Origin of the sequence: Succiniclasticum ruminis DSM 9236 (genome assembly GCF_900112895.1) — a bacterium.
GTDB classification, from domain to species: domain Bacteria; phylum Bacillota; class Negativicutes; order Acidaminococcales; family Acidaminococcaceae; genus Succiniclasticum; species Succiniclasticum ruminis.
The window spans coordinates 74,604-92,801 of sequence record NZ_FONL01000003.1 but is presented as its reverse complement, the minus strand read 5'-3'; the positions used below and the strand labels follow the sequence as shown (position 1 = coordinate 92,801).

Below are 18,198 nucleotides of genomic sequence, written 5' to 3'. Positions count from 1 at the left end.
TCTTGTATTCTATTTGGTTTTCTGTTCGACATTTTATTTGGTTTTCAATTCTGTTTTCTGTACGCTGTTCTGCTTTTTTTCCCAACCGAACCGGATGGCCCCAAACTTACAGGCTGCCTTGCAGTCGCCGCAGGAGATGCACTCACAGTCTCCCACTTTTCTGATGTCCATTTTACAGGTCCGCAGGCAGGCGTTGCAGTGCACGCACTTGCTTTCGTCCAGCTTGACGGAAAGCAACGCGATTCTGTTAAACAGGCCATAGAACGCGCCTAACGGGCAGATGAAACGGCAGAAGGGCCGGAACAGGAACACCGATAATACAATCACCGCTGCCAGAATGGCGAAGCGGTAATTGAGAAACATATACGGACGGATACTTCCCCCTGAAGATAAGGTCATAAGGAAGTTGGAAAAAGGCAGGTTGGGACAAACGTACTGGCAAAAGGCCATAACCCTGCTGCCTCCCAGGAAAAAGCCGAAGGGAATGACGATCACGCAAAGTATCAGGAATACATATTTCAGATAACTGAGCCGACGCGTCCATTCATTCTTTTTGATTTTTGGCGCCGGAATTTTGTCCAGCAGATCCTGTACCAGCCCGAAGGGACAGAGCCAGCCGCAGATGAACCGGCCAAAGGCCAATGCCAGCAACAGCAGCCAGCATAAAACCCGCAGGGGCAGATGGGCCAGACCGTCCGCAAACAGCCGCTGCATGAAATTCAGCGGGCAGCCCGCCACCGACGCCGGGCAGTAACGGCAGTTCAGCCCCGGCACGCAGAATTCGCTGTTGATATATTTCGCAGGGATATCGCTGATTAAATTACAATTATATAAAATGGCCGAACAGAGTTGCAGCAGACGGCGGGTAACCATGATAGTCCGTTTCTCCTTTACTGTTTTGTTTTTTAATCATATACGATAAAGCCCGCTCTAAGTCAAGAGGGGTTCCGTAACAGCCACGTTATTCACCGAATCCGAAGAACTCTTTCAGGCCTTTCTTCTCCAGCAATATTTCAGCAGTAAATCCATAGTGGGACGCCGCCGCAAGAGTCACTACTTCCCCCAGAAAGTCCTCGTAGGGCAAGTCAAACCATTCTTCCGGTATCTCACGGTGGATGGTGCCGCCGTCATTGTGGCCGCCGCCCCACCACCAGGCTTCGTCCAGTTCCGCTTCATAGGTTCCGTCATCCATCTTGTTGAAAGCATACCAGGAAGCCCATTCGCGCATTCCTTCCGGGGTCTTCGGTCCTTCATAATGAGGCGCATCGTGAGAAAGCGGCGAATACTCCGGCGTCCCTTTCCTGGCGTCGCGCCGGTAGACTGTAAACCGTTCCCCTGTATCCTTGGGGTAACGTTCCAGCAGCAAGGGGCCTTTCCGATACAGGATACGCCTTCTTCCCGGCACCCGGTTTGCGTCATTGATCAAATCGGTAAACACCTTCAGGGGTTTTGTTTCCTGCAATTCCTTTTCAAGCCCCAGTTCCTTCAGCTTGTCTTCCATATCCCAGGGACAGCCCCATTCTGTGTAATACGTTGCCTTATGGTTGCTGTAGATATAGTAGTAACCGATTACCTTATCATTATAAAACACCTTGTACTTGTCCAGAATAGAACTCATGGTCTTCCCTCCCGTTCTCCCTGACTTAATGATTGGCGCTTTTTACAGATACCGTCCGGTAATGCTCTCTTTGGACTGCCGGATCTGCTCCGGCGTTCCGCAGGCCACGATACGCCCGCCCTGTTCGCCGCCGCCCGGTCCCATGTCGATGACATAGTCCGCGTTGGCAATCACATCCAGATCGTGCTCGATCACAAGGACGGTAGCGCCTGCTTCCACCAGACGGTCAAACACGCCCAGCAGTACCTTAACATCCAGCGGGTGCAGGCCGATTGTCGGCTCATCAAATACGAACACGGAATCTTCCTGGGTCCGTCCCATTTCACTGGCCAGTTTCAGCCGCTGCGCCTCACCGCCGGAAAGAGCCGGAGTGTCTTCTCCGAGGGTAAGATAGCCCAGACCGAGATCGTGCAGCACTTTTAGTTTTTCGTATATTCTCTTCCTGTCCTTAAACAGTTCCAACGTGTCGTCCACAGTCATCGCCATCAGCGCGGGCAGGGAAAACGCCTCTTCGGCTCCCTTCGGCTTCCAGAGGATTTTCTCCGCCTCCCCACTGTAGCGTTTTCCGTCGCACTCCGGACAGGTTATGGTTACATCCGGCAAAAACTGCACGTCAAGGGAGATTTGCCCGGTTCCGTCGCAGACCGGACAACGCAGGGAACCGGTGTTGTAGGAGAAATCGCCGGCTTTCAGCTTCCCGGCTTTCGCCGCATCCGTCCCTGCGAACAGCTTGCGCAGTTCATCCAGAATGCCGCTGTAGGTTGCCACCGTGGAACGGATATTGATGCCGATGGGCGACGCATCAATCAGGTTAGCGCGGCGGATTCCCTCCGCTTCAACAGTTTTCACCGGAAAAGGCAACTTCTCCCCTGCACAGTGCGCCGTCAGTCCGGGAATCAGGCTCTCCAGCACCAGCGTCGTTTTGCCGGAGCCGGACACGCCAGTCACCGCCGTCAGTCTGCCTTTGGGGATTGCAACATTCAGCGCGTGCACGGTGTGGATCGGACACGTCTCCATGCGAATCGTTCCCAGGCGGAACACGTCCGCCGCTTTAACGCGGCTGCGTATCTTCATATGCCCGGTATCTGCCAGAAAAGGCGCAATTTTGGATGCGCCGGCTGCCAGAATCTCATTAATGCTGCCCTGGGCCAGAACGGTTCCTCCCTGGGTACCGGCCAGAGGCCCCAGCTCGATCATATGGTCTGCCTGTTTCAGCACCCGGACATCGTGGTCCACCAGCACCACGGAGTTGCCGTCGGCAATCAGGCTGTCCACCACGTTCATCAGGCCGTCAATGTTAGACGGATGAAGCCCGATGCTGGGCTCGTCCAGTACATATAAAACGCCCGTTGTTTCGTTGCGGACAGCGCGGGCCAGTTGCACCCGCTGCCGTTCACCGGTAGAGAGTGTATTACTGGCCCGGTCAAGGGTCAGATACCCGAGGCCGAGGTCAAGTAACCTTTTGGCATTGTCCAAAAACGACTGGATGATGCTCTCCGCCATGGGACGCATCTCCTCCGGCAACGTTTCCGGTACAGACTGCACCCACGGGATCAGATCCGCCAGCGTCATAGCTGTCGCTTCCGCCAGATTCTTTCCCGCCAGCGTTGTGGAGCGAACTTTCTCTGAGAGCCTGGTGCCGCCGCAATCAGGACAAACGGACTCGTGCAGGAATTTTTCCACCCGTTTCATTCCTTTTTCGTCTTTGACTTTGGCCAGCGCGTTCTCCACCGTATAGACAGCATTATAATAAGTAAAATCCATCTCCCCCGCCATGTTCGTCTTCTCGTTCATATAGAGAAGATGATGCTTTTTGGCCGGTCCGTGGAAGACGATTTCCTTTTCTTCCGGAGTCAGGTCGCGGAATGGGACATCGGTGCGCACTCCCAGATCCCGGGCGATATCCTTCATCAGGGACCACATCAGGGTCTGCCAGGGCGCCACGGCGCCTTCATCGATGGTCAGGGAGTCGTCAGGCACCAGCGAATCCTCATTCACGGTGCGGATCACACCCGTGCCGGAACAGGAGGGGCAGGCGCCTTCCGAATTAAAGGCCATTGCTTCTGCGCCGGGACCGTAAAACTCTTCACCGCAGACTGGACATTTCGTAGGCAGCATCAGTGCCACATTCATGTCCGGCGGGCAGGGATGCCCGTTGGGGCAGCAATGACTGCCCAGCCGTGAGAACAGCAGACGCAGGCTGTTCAGCAGTTCCGAAGCGGTTCCGAAGGTACTGCGGATGCCGGGAATGCCCGGACGCTGATGCAAAGCAAGCGCAGCAGGGACATGTCTAATCTCATCAACCTCGGCCCGGCCTGCCTGGGTAATGCGGCGCCGGGTATAGGTGGAAAGGGCCTCCAGATATCGTCGCGACCCTTCCGCATACAACGTGCCCAGCGCCAGCGAGGATTTTCCGGATCCGGAAACACCCGCAATAGCCACCAGCTTGCCGAGAGGGATGTCCACATCAATGTTTTTCAGATTATGTACTTTTGCCCCGCGGACGATAATGTGCTGCGGGGCCATTCTGTTATCTTTCATACTGGTTTTGTTTTTCCTTTTCTCTGCTCTTGCATTTCATTTCATTTATTACTTTACTGTTACTATAACATAATGTTACCTGCTTTTACAAAAAAAGAATCAGGACTGACTTCATATAAAAATGAAGCGTCCTGATTTTTTCCAATAAATTTATATTCTGTTTCCGGACGTATGGCAAGCTTTCACGCCAACAACCGGCACAAGCCGGGACCCTAAAATGGCAGCGACCACGCACAGCACGGCATCTCCCGGCACTGCCAGGATGAAACAGTACAATACCAGCGGCCAGACTGCAATGGGTGTCCCCAGATAATAATTGCTGATTACATAGCAGTAAACCATGCCGCACAGATAAACAACAGCCAGGTTCAAAGCATTTCCCAGCAGCAGATTTTTGAATGAGGAGGCTCCGGGTTTTTCCGCAAAATAGCCGGAAATATAGGCGCCGATGGCAAATCCCGGCAAATAACCGAAGCTTGGTTTAAGGATATAGCCGGGCCCACCGCCTTCCGCAAAGACAGGCACTCCCAACAACCCCAGCGCGATATACAGGACCACGCTGATTGCACCGAGGCGTGAACCCAACAGCACGCCTGCCAGTGTGGTAAACAGAAACTGCAGGGTAAAAGGCACTACGGGAACCGGAATGCGAATGAAGGCCCCAATGGCTATCAGCGCAGTAAAAATCGCGCAAAGGATATGGTTTCGTAATTTTGAATTGCGCACAGTTTATTCCTCCAATCAAAACGCGCAGGGATCGGAAAACGCATCCATGTTCCGGTTACGCACTCTGTCAAATATTTCTTCCATGGATTTTGTCAAGCGCGACAGCATTTCATCAATTTCTACCGGAGTGGAACACAACGGTGGCATAAAGACGATCACGTCGCCGATGTTACGGATAATGAGTCCGTACTTCCGCGCATTCTGACAGATGCCGCCCGCCATTAACAGGCCGGGATCAAAGGGGACCTTATTCGCTTTGTCACGCATCAGCTCAATGCCGCCCAGCATACCGCACTGGCGCGCATCTCCTACAAATTCCATTGCGTTGATACGTTCAAAATGCTGACGGATCATTTCCATTTTGGGCGGAAGGCCGGCAATCACATCATCGTTCTCGAATATCCGGAGGCTGGCCAGTCCCGCTGCGCAGGCAAGGTTATTCCCCGTATAAGAATGTCCGTGATAGAACGTCTTATACTCTGTAGGTTCGCCCAAAAAGGCGTTGTAAATTTCGTCCGTCACCAGCGTTGCTCCTAACGGCAGATAACCGGCGCTGATGCCTTTGGAAAGACACATCATGTCCGGCAGTACATTTTCATGTTTGCAGGCGTACATCAGGCCGGTTCGCCCAAATCCCACCGCCACTTCATCCACGATCAGCAGCACATTGTATTTTTTCGTCAGGTCCCGGACGCCTTTGATGTAACCTTTCGGCTGCATCAGCATGCCTGCGGCACATTGGCACAACGGCTCGATAATCATGGCCGCCGTATGGGATGCGTGCTCTTTCAGGTAATCTTCCAATTCCTTTAATAAAGCATCCAGGAATTCCTTTTCCGACCGCACGTCCATTTTAGTATGGTAGAACGACGGGCAGCTGACACGGTGGGTCGAAAACAGCAACGGCTTATAGGCCTTGTGGAATACTTCCACATTACCAACCGAAACAGCGCCTACCGTATCGCCGTGATAAGAATCGCCCAAGTTGATAAAATCTTTCTTCTCCGGATGTCCGGCGTAATTCCAGTACTGGAATGCAATCTTGATAGCAGCCTCCACGGCAGTGGATCCGTCATCCGAATAGAACACTTTATTCAGCCCTTCCGGCGTAACCTCCACCAGCTTTTCCGCCAGTTCTGCGGAAGGTTCGTTAATCAGGCCCAGCAACGTGCTGTGTTCCACTTTGTTTAATTCCGCAATGATTGCTTCATTGATTTCTTTCCGCCGGTGCCCGTGGATATTAACCCACAAACTGCTGATGGCATCCAGATATTCTTTCCCATCTGTATCATACAGTTTCACACCGTCCCCATGATCAATTACAAGCTGGGGATTCTTCAACCAGCCTTTCATCTGGGTAAAGGGGTGCCAGATATATTTTTTGTCCAATTCTTCCCATTTGTTCATCTGAGTGTCTCCTTGTTCTTTAAATACGCATTCCTTTTGCCAGTTCCAGGATTTTGTCCAGTTCAACAGTTTGCTCCGTAATCAAAGCCAGCTTCCGTGGATCATTCATTTCTTCCTCAGTCATCTTGGGAAGCTTTCCCAAAACCGGAAGTCCTGTCAGTTTTTCGTAATAATAAAGATTTCCTTTCTCCAAATCTCCCGCTGTTTCTTCATTCCATCCGTTCACAAGGAACCCCAGTACCGGAATACCGTGCTGCTGACAGTAATACGAAGTCAGCACCGCATGATTTACGTTTCCCAATATCGGTTTTACTACGATTAATACAGGAATACCCAGGGCTTTAAAATAGTCCTTTACCAGAAAGTCTTCCGTAATCGGCGCCGTGATACCTCCGATGCCTTCCAGCACGGAGATCTCATGACCGGTTATACAGGCTTTCGCCCCTTCGATCATTCTTTCCGGCTGAAGCGTTATGCCTTCCAGCCTGCTGGCTTCCGCCGGAGCCAAAGCAGCTTCCAATACTACAGGAATCACTTCTTTGCGCAATGTGTCAGGATAGCCCGCGCATTTCATCTGGAACTCCGCATCGGTAGAAATCAGTTCCCCATCCTGCCGCCGCACACATCCGGAAGCAACCGGTTTGAAAATGCCCGGCGTAATACCGCGGAAGCGCAACGCAGCTGCCAATGCGCCTGTCACCACGGTCTTACCCATTTCCGTATCCGTTGCCGTAATGCCTATTGCAAGCAAACCCATACCTTCTTTCTTTGGTTTAATAGATGCCTTCACCATCTGCCTCCGCAACGTTAACCTCGCTTTCGGCAGTGGTTTACGTTAAAATTATAAAGCGGAATCGTAAATACGTCAACCTTGTTTTTGTTTAGGTTAACCTTGTTCCTTCAGAATAGTGAAACCCGGGTAAAAAAACAGCAGCCATACCGTAAAAAGTACAGCTGCTGTATTTATTACATGACAGTATTCCGGAAATACCGGAACGTAATTAACACCGTTTTGCTTTTGTCATTGCGTCGGTATTTGTCTGGTTTGCCTTTTCCCTGCCGATATCCGCAACAATGCGGTTATGTTCGTCTACCATCACAACTTTGGGCTCGTTTTCCTTCGCCTCTTTGGCATCCATCAGGCCATAGGCAATGATGATGACAACGTCGCCCACCTGGGCTTTGCGCGCGGCGGCCCCGTTCAGGCAGATGACGCCGCTGCCCCGTTCTCCGGCAATGGTATAGGTTTCCAGCCTCTCCCCGTTATTGTTATTCACGATCTGGACCTTTTCGCCGGGCAAAATGCCCGCCGCGTCCAGAAGATCCTCGTCAATGGTTATGCTTCCCATATAATCCAGCCGCGCCTGGGTTACCACAGCGCGATGAATTTTACCGTGAAACATAGTATAAAGCATTCGCTTATCCTCCTGAAAGTTTTCTCTGGTTTTGCTAATTTGTTATGTAAATCTGTTTTGCTAATTTGTTTTTATTAACCTGCTTTTTCTGTTCAGCTTTTTCTTATTTCTGCAGAATGATGTTGTCGATCAGGCGCGTCGTGCCAAATTTCACGGCCACAGCCAGCAGATGATCTGCCGTCACCGTCTTTTCCGCAGGCGTAAGATCCGGAAGCTGATACATTTCAACATAGTCAATGTTGGACAAAGGTTCTGTCTGAATCATTTCCGTAACCAGCGCAATTAGTTTCGCGCTGTCCCGTTCCCCTGCTTCAAAAGCAGCTTTAGCCTTTGCCAGCGCTTTGCTCAGAATTACCGCGGCGCTTCGTTCGGCTTTGTTCAGATAGACGTTGCGGCTGCTCTTGGCCAGCCCGTCCGCTTCCCGCACAATCGGCATGACACGAATCTCCAGTGGGAAGAACAGGTCTTTTACCATGCGTTTCAGGACCTGCGCCTGCTGCGCGTCCTTCTGGCCAAAGTACGCCTTGTCCGGCTGGGCCAGATTGAACAGTTTGCTTACGACGGTAGCCACGCCGCGGAAATGGATGGGACGGGTACGTCCGCACAGCACTTTGGTGATGTCGCCCGTCACTTCGACCCAGGTCATATCCCGGCTGGGATACATTTCCTTGGGAGACGGCGCGAACAGCACGTCCGCCCCCATTTCCTCCGCCAGTTTGCAGTCGTGTTCCAGCGTACGGGGATAGGCGTCCAGGTCTTCTGTGGGACCGAACTGGGTCGGATTGACAAAATCGCTGACGATCGTAAAATCGTTTTCCGCATGGGCTGCCTTAATCAGCGAGGCATGGCCTTCATGCAGGGCGCCCATGGTGGGAACCAGACCGATGCTTTTGCCCGCTTTTTTGGTTTCTTTCACTATCTTCTGTAACTCTGCCACAGTTTTTACTAACTTCATGTTTCTGCCTCCTGTATCTCTTTACAATGTCTTGATAAAATCAGTCTTTATAACTCCTGCCGGTTTAATGGGCAGGTTCTGCATTTTCGGAAATCCTGCATGCATCGTTTCTCAATTCCTCGTCGTAGCGGGGATTCAGGTAATTCACATACAGCCAGGCCAGTATGCTGCCGGAAATGTTATGCCAGCTGCTGAAGATGGCGCCGGGCACTGCCGCGGCGGCAAGAGCCGGGAAATGGGTTTTGGCCAGACCGGCAGCCAGGCCGGAATTCTGCATGCCCACTTCAATGGAAAGGGCCACACACTTTTTCCAGCTCATGCCGGAGAAGCGGCCAAGCGCAAAGCCCAAGGCGCTGCCCAGCAGGTTGTGCAGAACTACGACAGCCATGATTGTAGCGGAAGAAGCCAGAATCGCGTCGCGGCTTGCACCCGCCAGGCCGGCGATCAGCAGGGAAATGCACAGGCAGGACAGAGCCGGCAGATATGCTTTTGCCTTTTCGCACCAGTCCGGGAAAAAGTGGCGCAGCGCTACACCGAAACCGATGGGAATGATAACGATCTGTACGATGCTCCAGAACATGGCAACGGGACTGAAATCAATCCGCTGACCGATAATGAGATACGTGAGGAGCGGGGTCATAATGGGCGACAACAGCGTGGAAACCGTCGTCATGGTTACGGAAAGGGCCAGGTCTCCTTTGCTGATAAACGTGATTACGTTGGAAGCGGTGCCGCCGGGGCAGGTGCCTACCAGTACCACGCCTACCGTAAGGGCCGGATCAAGATTGAAGGCCCTCGAAAGCAGGTATGCCAGAAAAGGCATGATGGCATATTGGGCAACCGCGCCTAAGAATACGTCCCGGGGACGCTGCAGAATCAGCCGGAAATCTTTCAGTTCCATGGTGGTCCCCATGCCGAACATAATGATTCCCAGCATCATGCTCAAAAGCGAAAACCCTGCCAGTTTTCCCAGTACCCAGGTGAAAGCCGGGGGGCAGGTCATGCCGCCGATGAAGAATAAGATGATGACTACACCGAAATACTTGCCGATGAGCTCACAAAACTTTTTCATGTCTCCTCCTTTGCAAAACGTCCCCATGGGGAACACTGACGCGCAGCCGCACAACCTGTGGCCGTGCCTGCGCTTACCGGAGAGCTAAATAAAAAATGCGCATCCGGTAAGATGCGCATACGAAGCCATTTAGCGTCTCGTCCCGGTCTTAATGATCCAAGCGATGTGTGACATTGTCCGGAATAAGCACGGCGTACTGGTAAAGTTCCCCTGGGGATACCTTCCATGCCTTTCTTATTCCGCGAAGATAATAGCACAAACGATTTAAAAATGCAAGTGAATATTTGAGGTCGATTTTTTAAACCGGAAAGCATGGTCTGAACCAGTTCTGTTTCCGTTATATGCATCTCCGTAACTACGCTTTACTGCCTATGCGCACGTTATTATTTACTATCTTTCCCAAACCATTTTTCGTAAATCCTGTCGTACTCCCCGCTGTTTTTCAGTTCCGCGAGAGCCTTATTGATTTTCGGCGTCAGTTCCCCGTGCCGGCGCATCACAATGCCATAAGTCTCTGTTTCGAAAGTATTTCCGACAATCACGACATCCGGATGATGCTTGTTAATGAAATATTGGGCAACAGGTTTGTCAATGATGAGAGCTTCCACCGTTTTTTCCTTCAGCGCGTTGAACACTTCTTCATTGGTTTTAAAACCCCGAACCTTTTCCCCTGTCAGCTGTTTCGCCTTCACCTCGCCGGTAGTCCCGATCTGTACCGCCACGGCTTTTCCTTTCAGGTCTTCCGGTTTTTGAATCGCAGTATTGCCTTTACCTACCACAAGAACTAACCCCGAAGTATAGTAGGGCTCACTCATATCTACGATTTTTTGCCGGTCCTTCGTAATCGTCATACCGGCAATGACCAGATTCAGGTTTCCCCGTTTGACAGCGGGGATCAGCGCTTCAAAGTCCATGTCCAGAATCTCGACCTGCATGTCCAGTTTTTTTCCGATTGCGCGAATCAGATCCATATCAAAACCAGTGATTTCTTTGCTTCCCTGCTCTCTGAATTCAAAAGGCGGGAATGTAACTTCCGTCCCGACTTTCAACACCTTCGGGCCATCAGCCTTTTTCTCTCTGCCGCAACCGGCAGTAACGCAAAGTGCCATCAGGATGCTGATAAGGCACAGTAAATATTTTTTCATTTTCCCTGTATATGATCCAGTCCCATGAAACAGTGACGGAATCTTCCTTTCTCCGGATTTGTCCGGGTATTTTACAGCCATAAATAAATGCGGTGGATGCGTTTCCTTAAGTAAAATTTAACACAGTTTTGGCAGAAACACAATGAATAAGTTCCTTTTTTCATTTTGTTATTTTAACTTTTTCGATTTAGTGTTATAGTTATCGTAAGTAAACCGCATCGTTTTTTCAAAACACGCAAAGCCTGTCAACGGATAATCTGGCGGAACAGACCAATCAACCCGGGTAACCGGGGGAAAGGAAAATCCGGGATCCCTGAGTATGGATTCGGATTATAGATACGTTTATGAAAGCAAGAAACGGAAAACTCATGGCAGGGTTCCTGATCCCCTCGCTGCTCGGCATCCTTTTATTTATGGTGCCTATCAAATACAATGACAACTGGACCATCGTGGTAAAAATTATGGCCGATATGATTGGTACAGCCTTGGGCGATTACCTTCCGCTGCTGTGCGTTGCCATCGTTACCATTTCAGCCATTTTGGGGGTAATATCCCTGAAACGCCCCAGTTTCATCACAACCTACCCCGTCGTGGACAAGACCTTTTCCGCCACGCCCGTCTGGGCCCTGATCCGGGTCATTGGCGCCGTCTTTATCTGGCTGACATATCTGAAGATTGACGCCGGCGAAAACGATACGGGCATTATCCATATGATTACCATGGCAGACGCCGGGGGATTCGTCCTCACCGAACTGTTATCCGTCCTTGTCATCATCTTCCTGCTGGCCGGACTGCTGCTCCCGTTCCTTTTGGATTTCGGCCTGCTGGAGTTTATCGGAGCGCTGCTGACAAAAGTCATGCGCCCCCTTTTCACCATTCCGGGCCGTGCGGCGGTAGACTGCATCACCTCCTGGATCGGCGACGGCACTCTGGGCGTAATGCTTACAGCAAACCAGTACGAAGACGGTTACTATTCCGAGCGGGAAGCGGCCATTGTGGCCACTACCTTTTCCGCTGTTTCCATCACCTTCAGCATTGTGGTACTGGCCCAGGTCAAGCTGATGGATTATTTCGGGATTTATTATCTGGTGGTCTGCGTCATCGGAATCGTCTGCGCTCTGGTATTGCCCCGCATCCCTCCCCTGTCTTTAAAAAAGGACACGTTTCTTGTGCCCGGCAAAGCCATGGGGGAAGAACTTCCCGAAGGCTATACCTCTTCCTGGGATTACGGTCTGGACCTGGCATGCAAACGTGTCGCGGAGTATAAAGGAATTGGGCAGTTTCTGGAAAGCAGCCTGAAGAATGCCGCTGGCATGTGGTTCGGCGTACTGCCTGTGGTCATGTGTATCGGAACTCTGGCACTGGTACTGGCGCTGAACACTACTGTATTTGAAACTCTGGGGCTCCCCTTCATGCCCCTTCTCAACCTGCTCGACATTCCGGAAGCCGCAGCGGCCTCCAAAACAATGGTGGTCGGATTCACCGACATGTTTACCCCGTCCATCCTGGCGGCAAGCACCATCACCAGTAACATGACACGGTTTATCGTTGCGGTGGTTTCCGTAACCCAGCTGATTTACCTTTCCGAAGTAGGCGGCCTGATCCTGGGTTCCAAAATCCCGGTAAACCTGCCTGAGCTTTTCGTCCTGTTTTTAGAACGGACTGTGATCAGCCTTATCATCGCTTCCGCTTTTGCGCATATGATCTTTTAGTTCCGAGATGTACATATTTACACTTTGATAAAAAGAGAAAGCCGGTATCGGTCAAAACCTGACTGATACCGGTCTTTTTTATACTATTCCATTCTTTTTGCATATCACATTACATATAATGCTTTCAGTTTCTGCTTCCGGGTTGCGCCTCTTCCGGGTTATTCGTCAGGCCCAGTCTCTTTAACATCTGCATGTCACTATCAATCGTTGCGGCGCCGGCAGTAGTCAGCATGTTGCCTGTGATGGAAGCGGAAGCCCCTCTGCCAATGACCGTCTCCCCGGACTTCGGCAGAATGCCCCGGCCTGCTCCCAGGCGGATGTTTGCCGTGGGGTTGATGAAACGAAAGATAGCGACCGTACGGGCCACATCCTCTGCGGAAATCTCCGGGGTATCCTGCAGCGGCGTACCCTTGATCGGCATCAGGGCGTTCAGCGGAATGGACTCAATTCCCAGTTCGGCCAGCGTCAGCGCCATATCGATACGGTCGTCCCAGGTTTCCCCCATGCCGATGATACCGCCGGAGCAGACGCACATGCCTTCTTTTTGGGCAATCCTTATGGTTCGGATTTTATCCTCAAAGGTGTGGGTGGTACAGATATTCGGAAAATTGCGGCGGGAGGTTTCGATATTATGATGATAGCTGGTAACGCCCGCTTCCTTCAGGCGGCGGAACTGTTCCGCGTCAATAAACCCCATGGAAGCGCAAAGTTGAATCTTCAGTTTTGCGTTCATTTCTTTATAGGCTTCAATGGCTTTGTCAAAATCCTTACCCTTTAACGCCCGGCCCGCAGTGACAATGGCAAAGCGGTTCACGCCCGCGTCCTGGTTTGCTTTCGCGGCCGCAAAAATCTTGTCTTTCGGCAAAAAGCCGTATTCGTCAATACCGGTATGGTTGCAGGCAGCCTGGGCGCAGTATTTACAGTCTTCACTGCAGCGTCCGCTCCGCCCATTGATGATGGAACAGAAGTCCACCAGATTCCCGCAGAAATGCTTCTGCAGTTTGCCGGCGCAATCCAGCATCTCTTCCAGATCTGCCGTGAGCAGCAGTTCTTTATCCAGGTTGTCACGGGTAATCCGGTAATCCTCTTTTATTATTTTTGCAGTCAGTTCCGAAATCGTCATACTTGATGCCTCTTTTCTCTATTTTGGTTAACTTCCTTATCGTTAACGTTAACATAATTATAGTTAACTCGATGGAATTCGTCAACCAAAAATATAAAGAATTAAGAAAAAACAACGTATATAGAAAAAGCGCCTCTTCTACAGAAGAAGCGCACGTTGAAGAATTACAAAGCAATCACTCTCACCCCGGGCTGTTTTTATTTCATTAGCCACAGGAAACCCCAAAACATAAATGAATTATCATATTCAAAACCGTATTTTTTACTGAAGCTCATCTTCATATCTCCCTTCCCCTTACACACAATGCTGCGACAAATCAGTAATTTCAATATTTTAACATCGTTATACCCATACGGGTATTTGTATTGTCTTTAGTGGTATTATACCCATAGGGGTATATGTTGTCAAGAGGTGAAAATGGATTTTACAATTATTTCAAATACAAATATAAAACAGCGGAAAAACCCCTATTGCGGGGCTCCGCTGTTGTACTGATCCGGTTCTCTTTTGGTGGGTAATTTCTTATTTCATATTGGCAAACCGTTCCACCGCTTTCGTAAAGCGCGCAATGGTTCTGTCCGCATCTCCTTTTTCAATGCCTTCCCGGACACAATGCTGGATATGGCCTTCCAGAACCACCTGCCCTGCCTTATGCAGCGCAGACTTGGCCGCATTAATCTGTGCCAGGATATCTTCACAGGGAATGTCCTCATCAACCATCCGGTCAATAGCATTGATTTGGCCGATAATCTTCTTAAACCGGCGGTGAAGATTTTCTGAATCCATACATTGAATCATACAATAAACCTCCTGTTGCAGGGTATACCCCCATACCTATTATTTTTAATTATAAGGAAACTCTGCCGGTTGTCAAGCCCGGACTCCTTCTGCCTCAGTCACTTAACTAACTCTTACGAAAATCAAAAAATCTTTTGGATCTCTTTCACATTATTTGTTTTCGTCAACGCGAGCTGCAACAAGATTTTTGCTTTTTGCGGATTCAACGTACCTGCTGCGATAAAGCCATTCGTTGCCGTCATTATTTCAGATAAAACCACGACACCCCCGCCGCAACGGGTGGCAATCGCTACAGGTACGCCGGATGCAACCGTTTCTTTTAACAGACCTGCCAGTTTTTCCGGTACGCTGCCATTTCCACAAGCCGCATACACCAATCCCCTGGCTCCGTCCTGCAGGGCCGCCTTCACAAACAGTCCGTCATCGCCGCCTACATAGCCGTAGATGATTCTCACTTTGGGAAGTTCCGTGAGATTCTTTATGGAGAATTTCATTTTGTTCGCAGATAATGCGTCCGTTATATCCTGAGACTGCCAGAAAATCTTCCCGTCCACGATAACGCCTTCGGCCCCGCTTCCCGGTGACTGGAACGCTTCCAACGCGTTGACATTGATTTTTGTAACGGTTTCCGCCCCGTTAATCTGTCCGTTCATCACCACAAGCACGCCACGCCTTTTTGCGCTTTCGTCTGCCGCAACCTGCACAGACTGCCAGATGTTCATAGGACCGTCTGCGCTGATGGCAGTAGCCGGACGCATTGCGCCCGTCAGCACGATGGGTTTGTCCGTCTTTACCGTCAGCTGCAGGAAATAGGCCGTTTCTTCCAGGGTATCCGTACCGTGGGTGATGACGATACCGTCCACATCATTCCGTTCTGCCGCTTCCTCCACACGCTGCGCCAGCTGCAGCCAGATTGCTTCCTTCATATCTTTGCTGTCGATATTGCAAAGCTGCTCTCCGGAAAGATTCGCCAGCTTATCTAATCCCGGCACAGACGCTATCAGCTGTCCAACCGTCAGTTCCCCTGCTTTGTAGCCTACTGTGGCAGCTGCCGAATCCGCCCGCCCGGCGATGGTGCCGCCGGTTGCGATGATATGCACATTTGCTATTTGTTTCATAGCGTTTCAACCTCTCCAAAAAATCAAATTTAAAGTTATCAATGGTTTTACGTCTGTTATATTATACCATATGCCAACCTGATTTAGAAAATAACGCGTAAAAAACAGAAACTCCGGTATCAGCCTGCTTCTGACCGATACCGGATTATATGATTATCTTTGCTATTAAAAGATGATATTCAATTAGCGAAACACCTATTAGAAATACCCCACTTAAATGAAATACTCGATGGCTTTTTCTTCCGTCAGCTTCGTCCGCGTATCAAACAGCAGCACCGCTTCCCGTTCCGCTTCACTGCCCAATGCGTAAGGCGCCTGCGTTTCCCTGTTAAAATATGAAAAGGGCACGATACGGTTGTAATGGAACGGGTGGCCCGTCGTATTTTCTATGTCAGTTTCCGCAAGCCCGTCGGGCAGGTAGTAAGGATCGAACAGGTAAACGCGTCCCTCTTTTTCCCCGGTAAGAAGCACATAGTGTTCCCCGTCCAGATACAGCCGTACAACCGCCACACCATTCCGGTGCAGTGCATCCACAAGGAAACTGTGGGCATCCATGCGCACGTCCCTGCCCGAAAGGTAACGGCTTTCTACCGGCAGGATACCCGTCTTGCCAACGCCCTCCAGCCAGTTGCTGAGAAACATCATGGCCATGCGGGAGGTTCCGCGTTTTCCCGGTGCGCCGCCGCTGCCGTAGCAATCCAGTGAATACAGCATGATGTTACGGATCAGTTCCGGCGAAATCTCCTCCCGCTGGAACAGGTAATTCAGTGCGTTCAGCAGGGAAGTTGGTCCGCAGTCATATTCCGAAACCTGATAACGCAATGGGATTCTCATTTTGATTCTTCCGCTTTTGCTAACGAGCCCACCGCCCGGATTTTCTGTTTGCTTTTGTAATCATTAATCGCCGCCTGAATGGCTTCCTCCGCCAATACGGAGCAATGCAGTTTATGCGCGGGCAATCCGTCCAGCGCTTCCGTTACCGCTTTGTTGGTAAGCTGCAAAACTTCGCTTACGGGTTTGCCTTTAATCAGTTCCGTTGCCATGGAACTGGACGCAATCGCCGAGCCACAGCCAAACGTTTCAAACTTCACATCCGTCACTATATCATTGTCGATCTTCAGATATATTTTCATGATATCGCCGCATTTTGCATTGCCTACTTCGCCGATACCATCGGCGTTTTCTATGCTTCCCACATTTCTCGGATGGCGGAAGTGGTCCATCACTTTTTCACTGTACAGTGCCATTAACAAAACCTCCCTGTCCTTATTCCGGCAACAGAAATGCCCGTTTGCCTTTCACTTTATCTTTCCATAACGGGGAAATGCCGCGTAGATATTCCACAATGTCCGGAACAGACTGCAAAATATACTCCACCTCTTCTTCCGTGTTTTCTTCACACAGAGACAGCCTGAGCGAACCGTGCGCTACTTCATGCGGCCTTCCGATCGCTAACAGGACGTGGCTCGGGTCCAGCGAACCAGACGTACAGGCCGAGCCGGAAGAAGCGCAGATTCCCTTATCATCCAGCAACAACAGCAGGCTTTCGCCCTCGATGCCTTCAAAACAGAAATTGACGTTACCCGGCAGTCGTTTCTCCAAATCTCCGTTCAAAACACTGTGCGGAATTTTGGAAAGTCCCTCAATCAGCCGGTTCCGCAGTTTCAGTACCATTTTCGTGTTTTCTTCCATATGAGCGCACGCCTCTTCCAACGCCGTCGCCATACCCAAAATCGCCGGTACGTTTTCCGTGCCGCCCCGTTTACCGCGCTCCTGCGCCCCGCCTTCGATAATATTGGTCAGCGGGATCCCCTTACGCGCATATAGTACGCCAATCCCTTTGGGACCGTGGAATTTATGAGCAGAAAGAGACAACATATCAATGTTCTGTTCAACTACATGAATCGGCAGATGCCCGGCTGCCTGCACGGCGTCAGTATGGAATAACACCCCTTTTTCTTTGCAGATCGCCCCGATTTCCACAATAGGCTGGATGGATCCGATTTCGTTGTTGGCGTACATAATCGTGACAAGACACGTGTCTTCACGAATGGCATCCGCAACCTGAGACGGATGTATCAGTCCGTTTTCATGCACATCCAGCAGCTCAATTTCAAATCCGGCCTTTTCCAGTTTCTTCAGCGTATGGAGCACCGCATGATGTTCAAATGCAGAAGAAATGATATGCTTCTTCCCTTTACGCTCCCCGATTTTTGCCGCGGAGATAATGGCCTGGTTATCCGCTTCGCTTCCACCGGAGGTAAAATAGATTTCCCCTGCCGATGCCCCAAAGCACGCCGCAATCCGCTCCCTGGCCGACTGCAACGCTTCCGCAGCCCGCTGCCCGGCACCATACAGGCTGGACGGATTGCCCCATATGGTTTCCATGTACGGCAGCATTGCCTTAATGGCTGCGGGGCTCATCTTAGTCGTTGCCGCATTATCGGCATATACCATATGATTACGCAAATTATCTCTTCCTTTCATTACTAATACGCCCATTATCCCGCCGGCTGTTATGGTTCAGGGCGCTTTAACAACCTTTCGTTCCTTTGCTTCTGCATCTGT

Annotated in this window: 17 protein-coding genes; 1 reads left to right on the top strand and 16 read right to left on the bottom strand. The window is 50.7% G+C overall.

Going from position 1 to position 18,198, the window contains the following annotated elements:
• Window positions 1-33: 33 nt before the first annotated feature.
• From BM159_RS03715 to BM159_RS03670, 10 genes are all read right to left on the bottom strand, one after another.
• Complete coding sequence (locus tag BM159_RS03715) at window positions 34-873, bottom strand: 4Fe-4S binding protein (RefSeq protein ID WP_093912926.1); 840 nt, start codon at window positions 871-873, stop codon at window positions 34-36.
• 88 nt (window positions 874-961) lie between these two features.
• Window positions 962-1,618 (bottom strand): hypothetical protein, encoded by a 657-nt coding sequence (locus BM159_RS03710; protein ID WP_093912925.1) that lies wholly within the window; start codon window positions 1,616-1,618, stop codon window positions 962-964.
• Between the two features lie 42 nt (window positions 1,619-1,660).
• On the bottom strand, window positions 1,661-4,159 hold the full coding sequence (locus BM159_RS03705; protein ID WP_093912924.1) for an excinuclease ABC subunit UvrA: 2,499 nt from the start codon (window positions 4,157-4,159) through the stop codon (window positions 1,661-1,663).
• A 150-nt stretch (window positions 4,160-4,309) separates the two neighbouring features.
• Window positions 4,310-4,885 (bottom strand): biotin transporter BioY, encoded by a 576-nt coding sequence (locus BM159_RS03700; RefSeq protein ID WP_093912923.1) that lies wholly within the window; start codon window positions 4,883-4,885, stop codon window positions 4,310-4,312.
• A gap of 15 nt (window positions 4,886-4,900) precedes the next feature.
• Window positions 4,901-6,292: an adenosylmethionine--8-amino-7-oxononanoate transaminase gene (bioA, locus tag BM159_RS03695; protein ID WP_093912922.1), complete on the bottom strand. Its 1,392-nt coding sequence runs from the start codon at window positions 6,290-6,292 to the stop codon at window positions 4,901-4,903.
• Between the two features lie 19 nt (window positions 6,293-6,311).
• Window positions 6,312-7,049, bottom strand: a complete 738-nt coding sequence (gene bioD / locus BM159_RS03690; RefSeq protein WP_177205898.1) for a dethiobiotin synthase — start codon at window positions 7,047-7,049, stop codon at window positions 6,312-6,314.
• A 244-nt stretch (window positions 7,050-7,293) separates the two neighbouring features.
• Window positions 7,294-7,707: an aspartate 1-decarboxylase gene (gene panD / locus BM159_RS03685; protein WP_093912920.1), complete on the bottom strand. Its 414-nt coding sequence runs from the start codon at window positions 7,705-7,707 to the stop codon at window positions 7,294-7,296.
• Between the two features lie 103 nt (window positions 7,708-7,810).
• On the bottom strand, window positions 7,811-8,662 hold the full coding sequence (gene panC, locus BM159_RS03680) for a pantoate--beta-alanine ligase (RefSeq protein ID WP_093912919.1): 852 nt from the start codon (window positions 8,660-8,662) through the stop codon (window positions 7,811-7,813).
• Window positions 8,663-8,726: 64 nt separating this feature from the next.
• Window positions 8,727-9,734, bottom strand: coding sequence for a bile acid:sodium symporter family protein (locus tag BM159_RS03675; protein ID WP_093912918.1), 1,008 nt, complete (start codon window positions 9,732-9,734; stop codon window positions 8,727-8,729).
• A gap of 383 nt (window positions 9,735-10,117) precedes the next feature.
• Window positions 10,118-10,879, bottom strand: coding sequence for a basic amino acid ABC transporter substrate-binding protein (locus BM159_RS03670; RefSeq protein WP_093913045.1), 762 nt, complete (start codon window positions 10,877-10,879; stop codon window positions 10,118-10,120).
• Between the two features lie 344 nt (window positions 10,880-11,223).
• Between BM159_RS03670 and BM159_RS03665 the strand changes: the two genes are divergently transcribed.
• Window positions 11,224-12,591, top strand: a complete 1,368-nt coding sequence (locus tag BM159_RS03665; RefSeq protein WP_093912917.1) for a YjiH family protein — start codon at window positions 11,224-11,226, stop codon at window positions 12,589-12,591.
• Between the two features lie 124 nt (window positions 12,592-12,715).
• Here the strand turns inward: BM159_RS03665 and bioB are convergent, their stop codons facing one another.
• The 6 genes from bioB to nifS form a co-directional block, all read right to left on the bottom strand.
• Window positions 12,716-13,714, bottom strand: a complete 999-nt coding sequence (bioB, locus tag BM159_RS03660; RefSeq protein WP_093912916.1) for a biotin synthase BioB — start codon at window positions 13,712-13,714, stop codon at window positions 12,716-12,718.
• 522 nt (window positions 13,715-14,236) lie between these two features.
• Window positions 14,237-14,512 (bottom strand): metal-sensing transcriptional repressor, encoded by a 276-nt coding sequence (locus tag BM159_RS03655; protein WP_093912915.1) that lies wholly within the window; start codon window positions 14,510-14,512, stop codon window positions 14,237-14,239.
• 122 nt (window positions 14,513-14,634) lie between these two features.
• Window positions 14,635-15,630 (bottom strand): asparaginase, encoded by a 996-nt coding sequence (locus BM159_RS03650; protein WP_093912914.1) that lies wholly within the window; start codon window positions 15,628-15,630, stop codon window positions 14,635-14,637.
• Between the two features lie 213 nt (window positions 15,631-15,843).
• Window positions 15,844-16,464, bottom strand: a complete 621-nt coding sequence (locus BM159_RS03645) for a C39 family peptidase (RefSeq protein WP_093912913.1) — start codon at window positions 16,462-16,464, stop codon at window positions 15,844-15,846.
• Window positions 16,461-16,877: a Fe-S cluster assembly scaffold protein NifU gene (gene nifU / locus BM159_RS03640; protein WP_093912912.1), complete on the bottom strand. Its 417-nt coding sequence runs from the start codon at window positions 16,875-16,877 to the stop codon at window positions 16,461-16,463. Before nifU ends, BM159_RS03645 begins: the two co-directional genes overlap by 4 nt.
• A 19-nt stretch (window positions 16,878-16,896) precedes the next feature.
• A complete protein-coding gene (gene nifS / locus BM159_RS03635; RefSeq protein WP_245763627.1) occupies window positions 16,897-18,117 on the bottom strand; it encodes a cysteine desulfurase NifS in 1,221 nt (406 codons plus the stop codon).
• Window positions 18,118-18,198: the final 81 nt, after the last annotated feature.

Bases quoted from the DNA above. Each gene is read 5' to 3' on its own strand.
- nifS (WP_245763627.1), bottom strand. From the start codon at position 18,117: ATGAAAGGAAGAGATAATTTGCGTAATCATATGGTATATGCCGATAAT.
- BM159_RS03645 (WP_093912913.1), bottom strand. From the start codon at position 16,464: ATGAGAATCCCATTGCGTTATCAGGTTTCGGAATATGACTGCGGACCA.
- BM159_RS03675 (WP_093912918.1), bottom strand. From the start codon at position 9,734: ATGAAAAAGTTTTGTGAGCTCATCGGCAAGTATTTCGGTGTAGTCATC.
- panC (WP_093912919.1), bottom strand. From the start codon at position 8,662: ATGAAGTTAGTAAAAACTGTGGCAGAGTTACAGAAGATAGTGAAAGAA.
- BM159_RS03710 (WP_093912925.1), bottom strand. From the start codon at position 1,618: ATGAGTTCTATTCTGGACAAGTACAAGGTGTTTTATAATGATAAGGTA.
- bioA (WP_093912922.1), bottom strand. From the start codon at position 6,292: ATGAACAAATGGGAAGAATTGGACAAAAAATATATCTGGCACCCCTTT.
- BM159_RS03705 (WP_093912924.1), bottom strand. From the start codon at position 4,159: ATGAAAGATAACAGAATGGCCCCGCAGCACATTATCGTCCGCGGGGCA.
- panD (WP_093912920.1), bottom strand. From the start codon at position 7,707: ATGCTTTATACTATGTTTCACGGTAAAATTCATCGCGCTGTGGTAACC.
- BM159_RS03655 (WP_093912915.1), bottom strand. From the start codon at position 14,512: ATGATTCAATGTATGGATTCAGAAAATCTTCACCGCCGGTTTAAGAAG.
- BM159_RS03715 (WP_093912926.1), bottom strand. From the start codon at position 873: ATGGTTACCCGCCGTCTGCTGCAACTCTGTTCGGCCATTTTATATAAT.
- bioD (WP_177205898.1), bottom strand. From the start codon at position 7,049: ATGGGTTTGCTTGCAATAGGCATTACGGCAACGGATACGGAAATGGGT.
- BM159_RS03665 (WP_093912917.1), top strand. From the start codon at position 11,224: ATGAAAGCAAGAAACGGAAAACTCATGGCAGGGTTCCTGATCCCCTCG.
- BM159_RS03670 (WP_093913045.1), bottom strand. From the start codon at position 10,879: ATGAAAAAATATTTACTGTGCCTTATCAGCATCCTGATGGCACTTTGC.
- nifU (WP_093912912.1), bottom strand. From the start codon at position 16,877: ATGGCACTGTACAGTGAAAAAGTGATGGACCACTTCCGCCATCCGAGA.
- BM159_RS03650 (WP_093912914.1), bottom strand. From the start codon at position 15,630: ATGAAACAAATAGCAAATGTGCATATCATCGCAACCGGCGGCACCATC.
- bioB (WP_093912916.1), bottom strand. From the start codon at position 13,714: ATGACGATTTCGGAACTGACTGCAAAAATAATAAAAGAGGATTACCGG.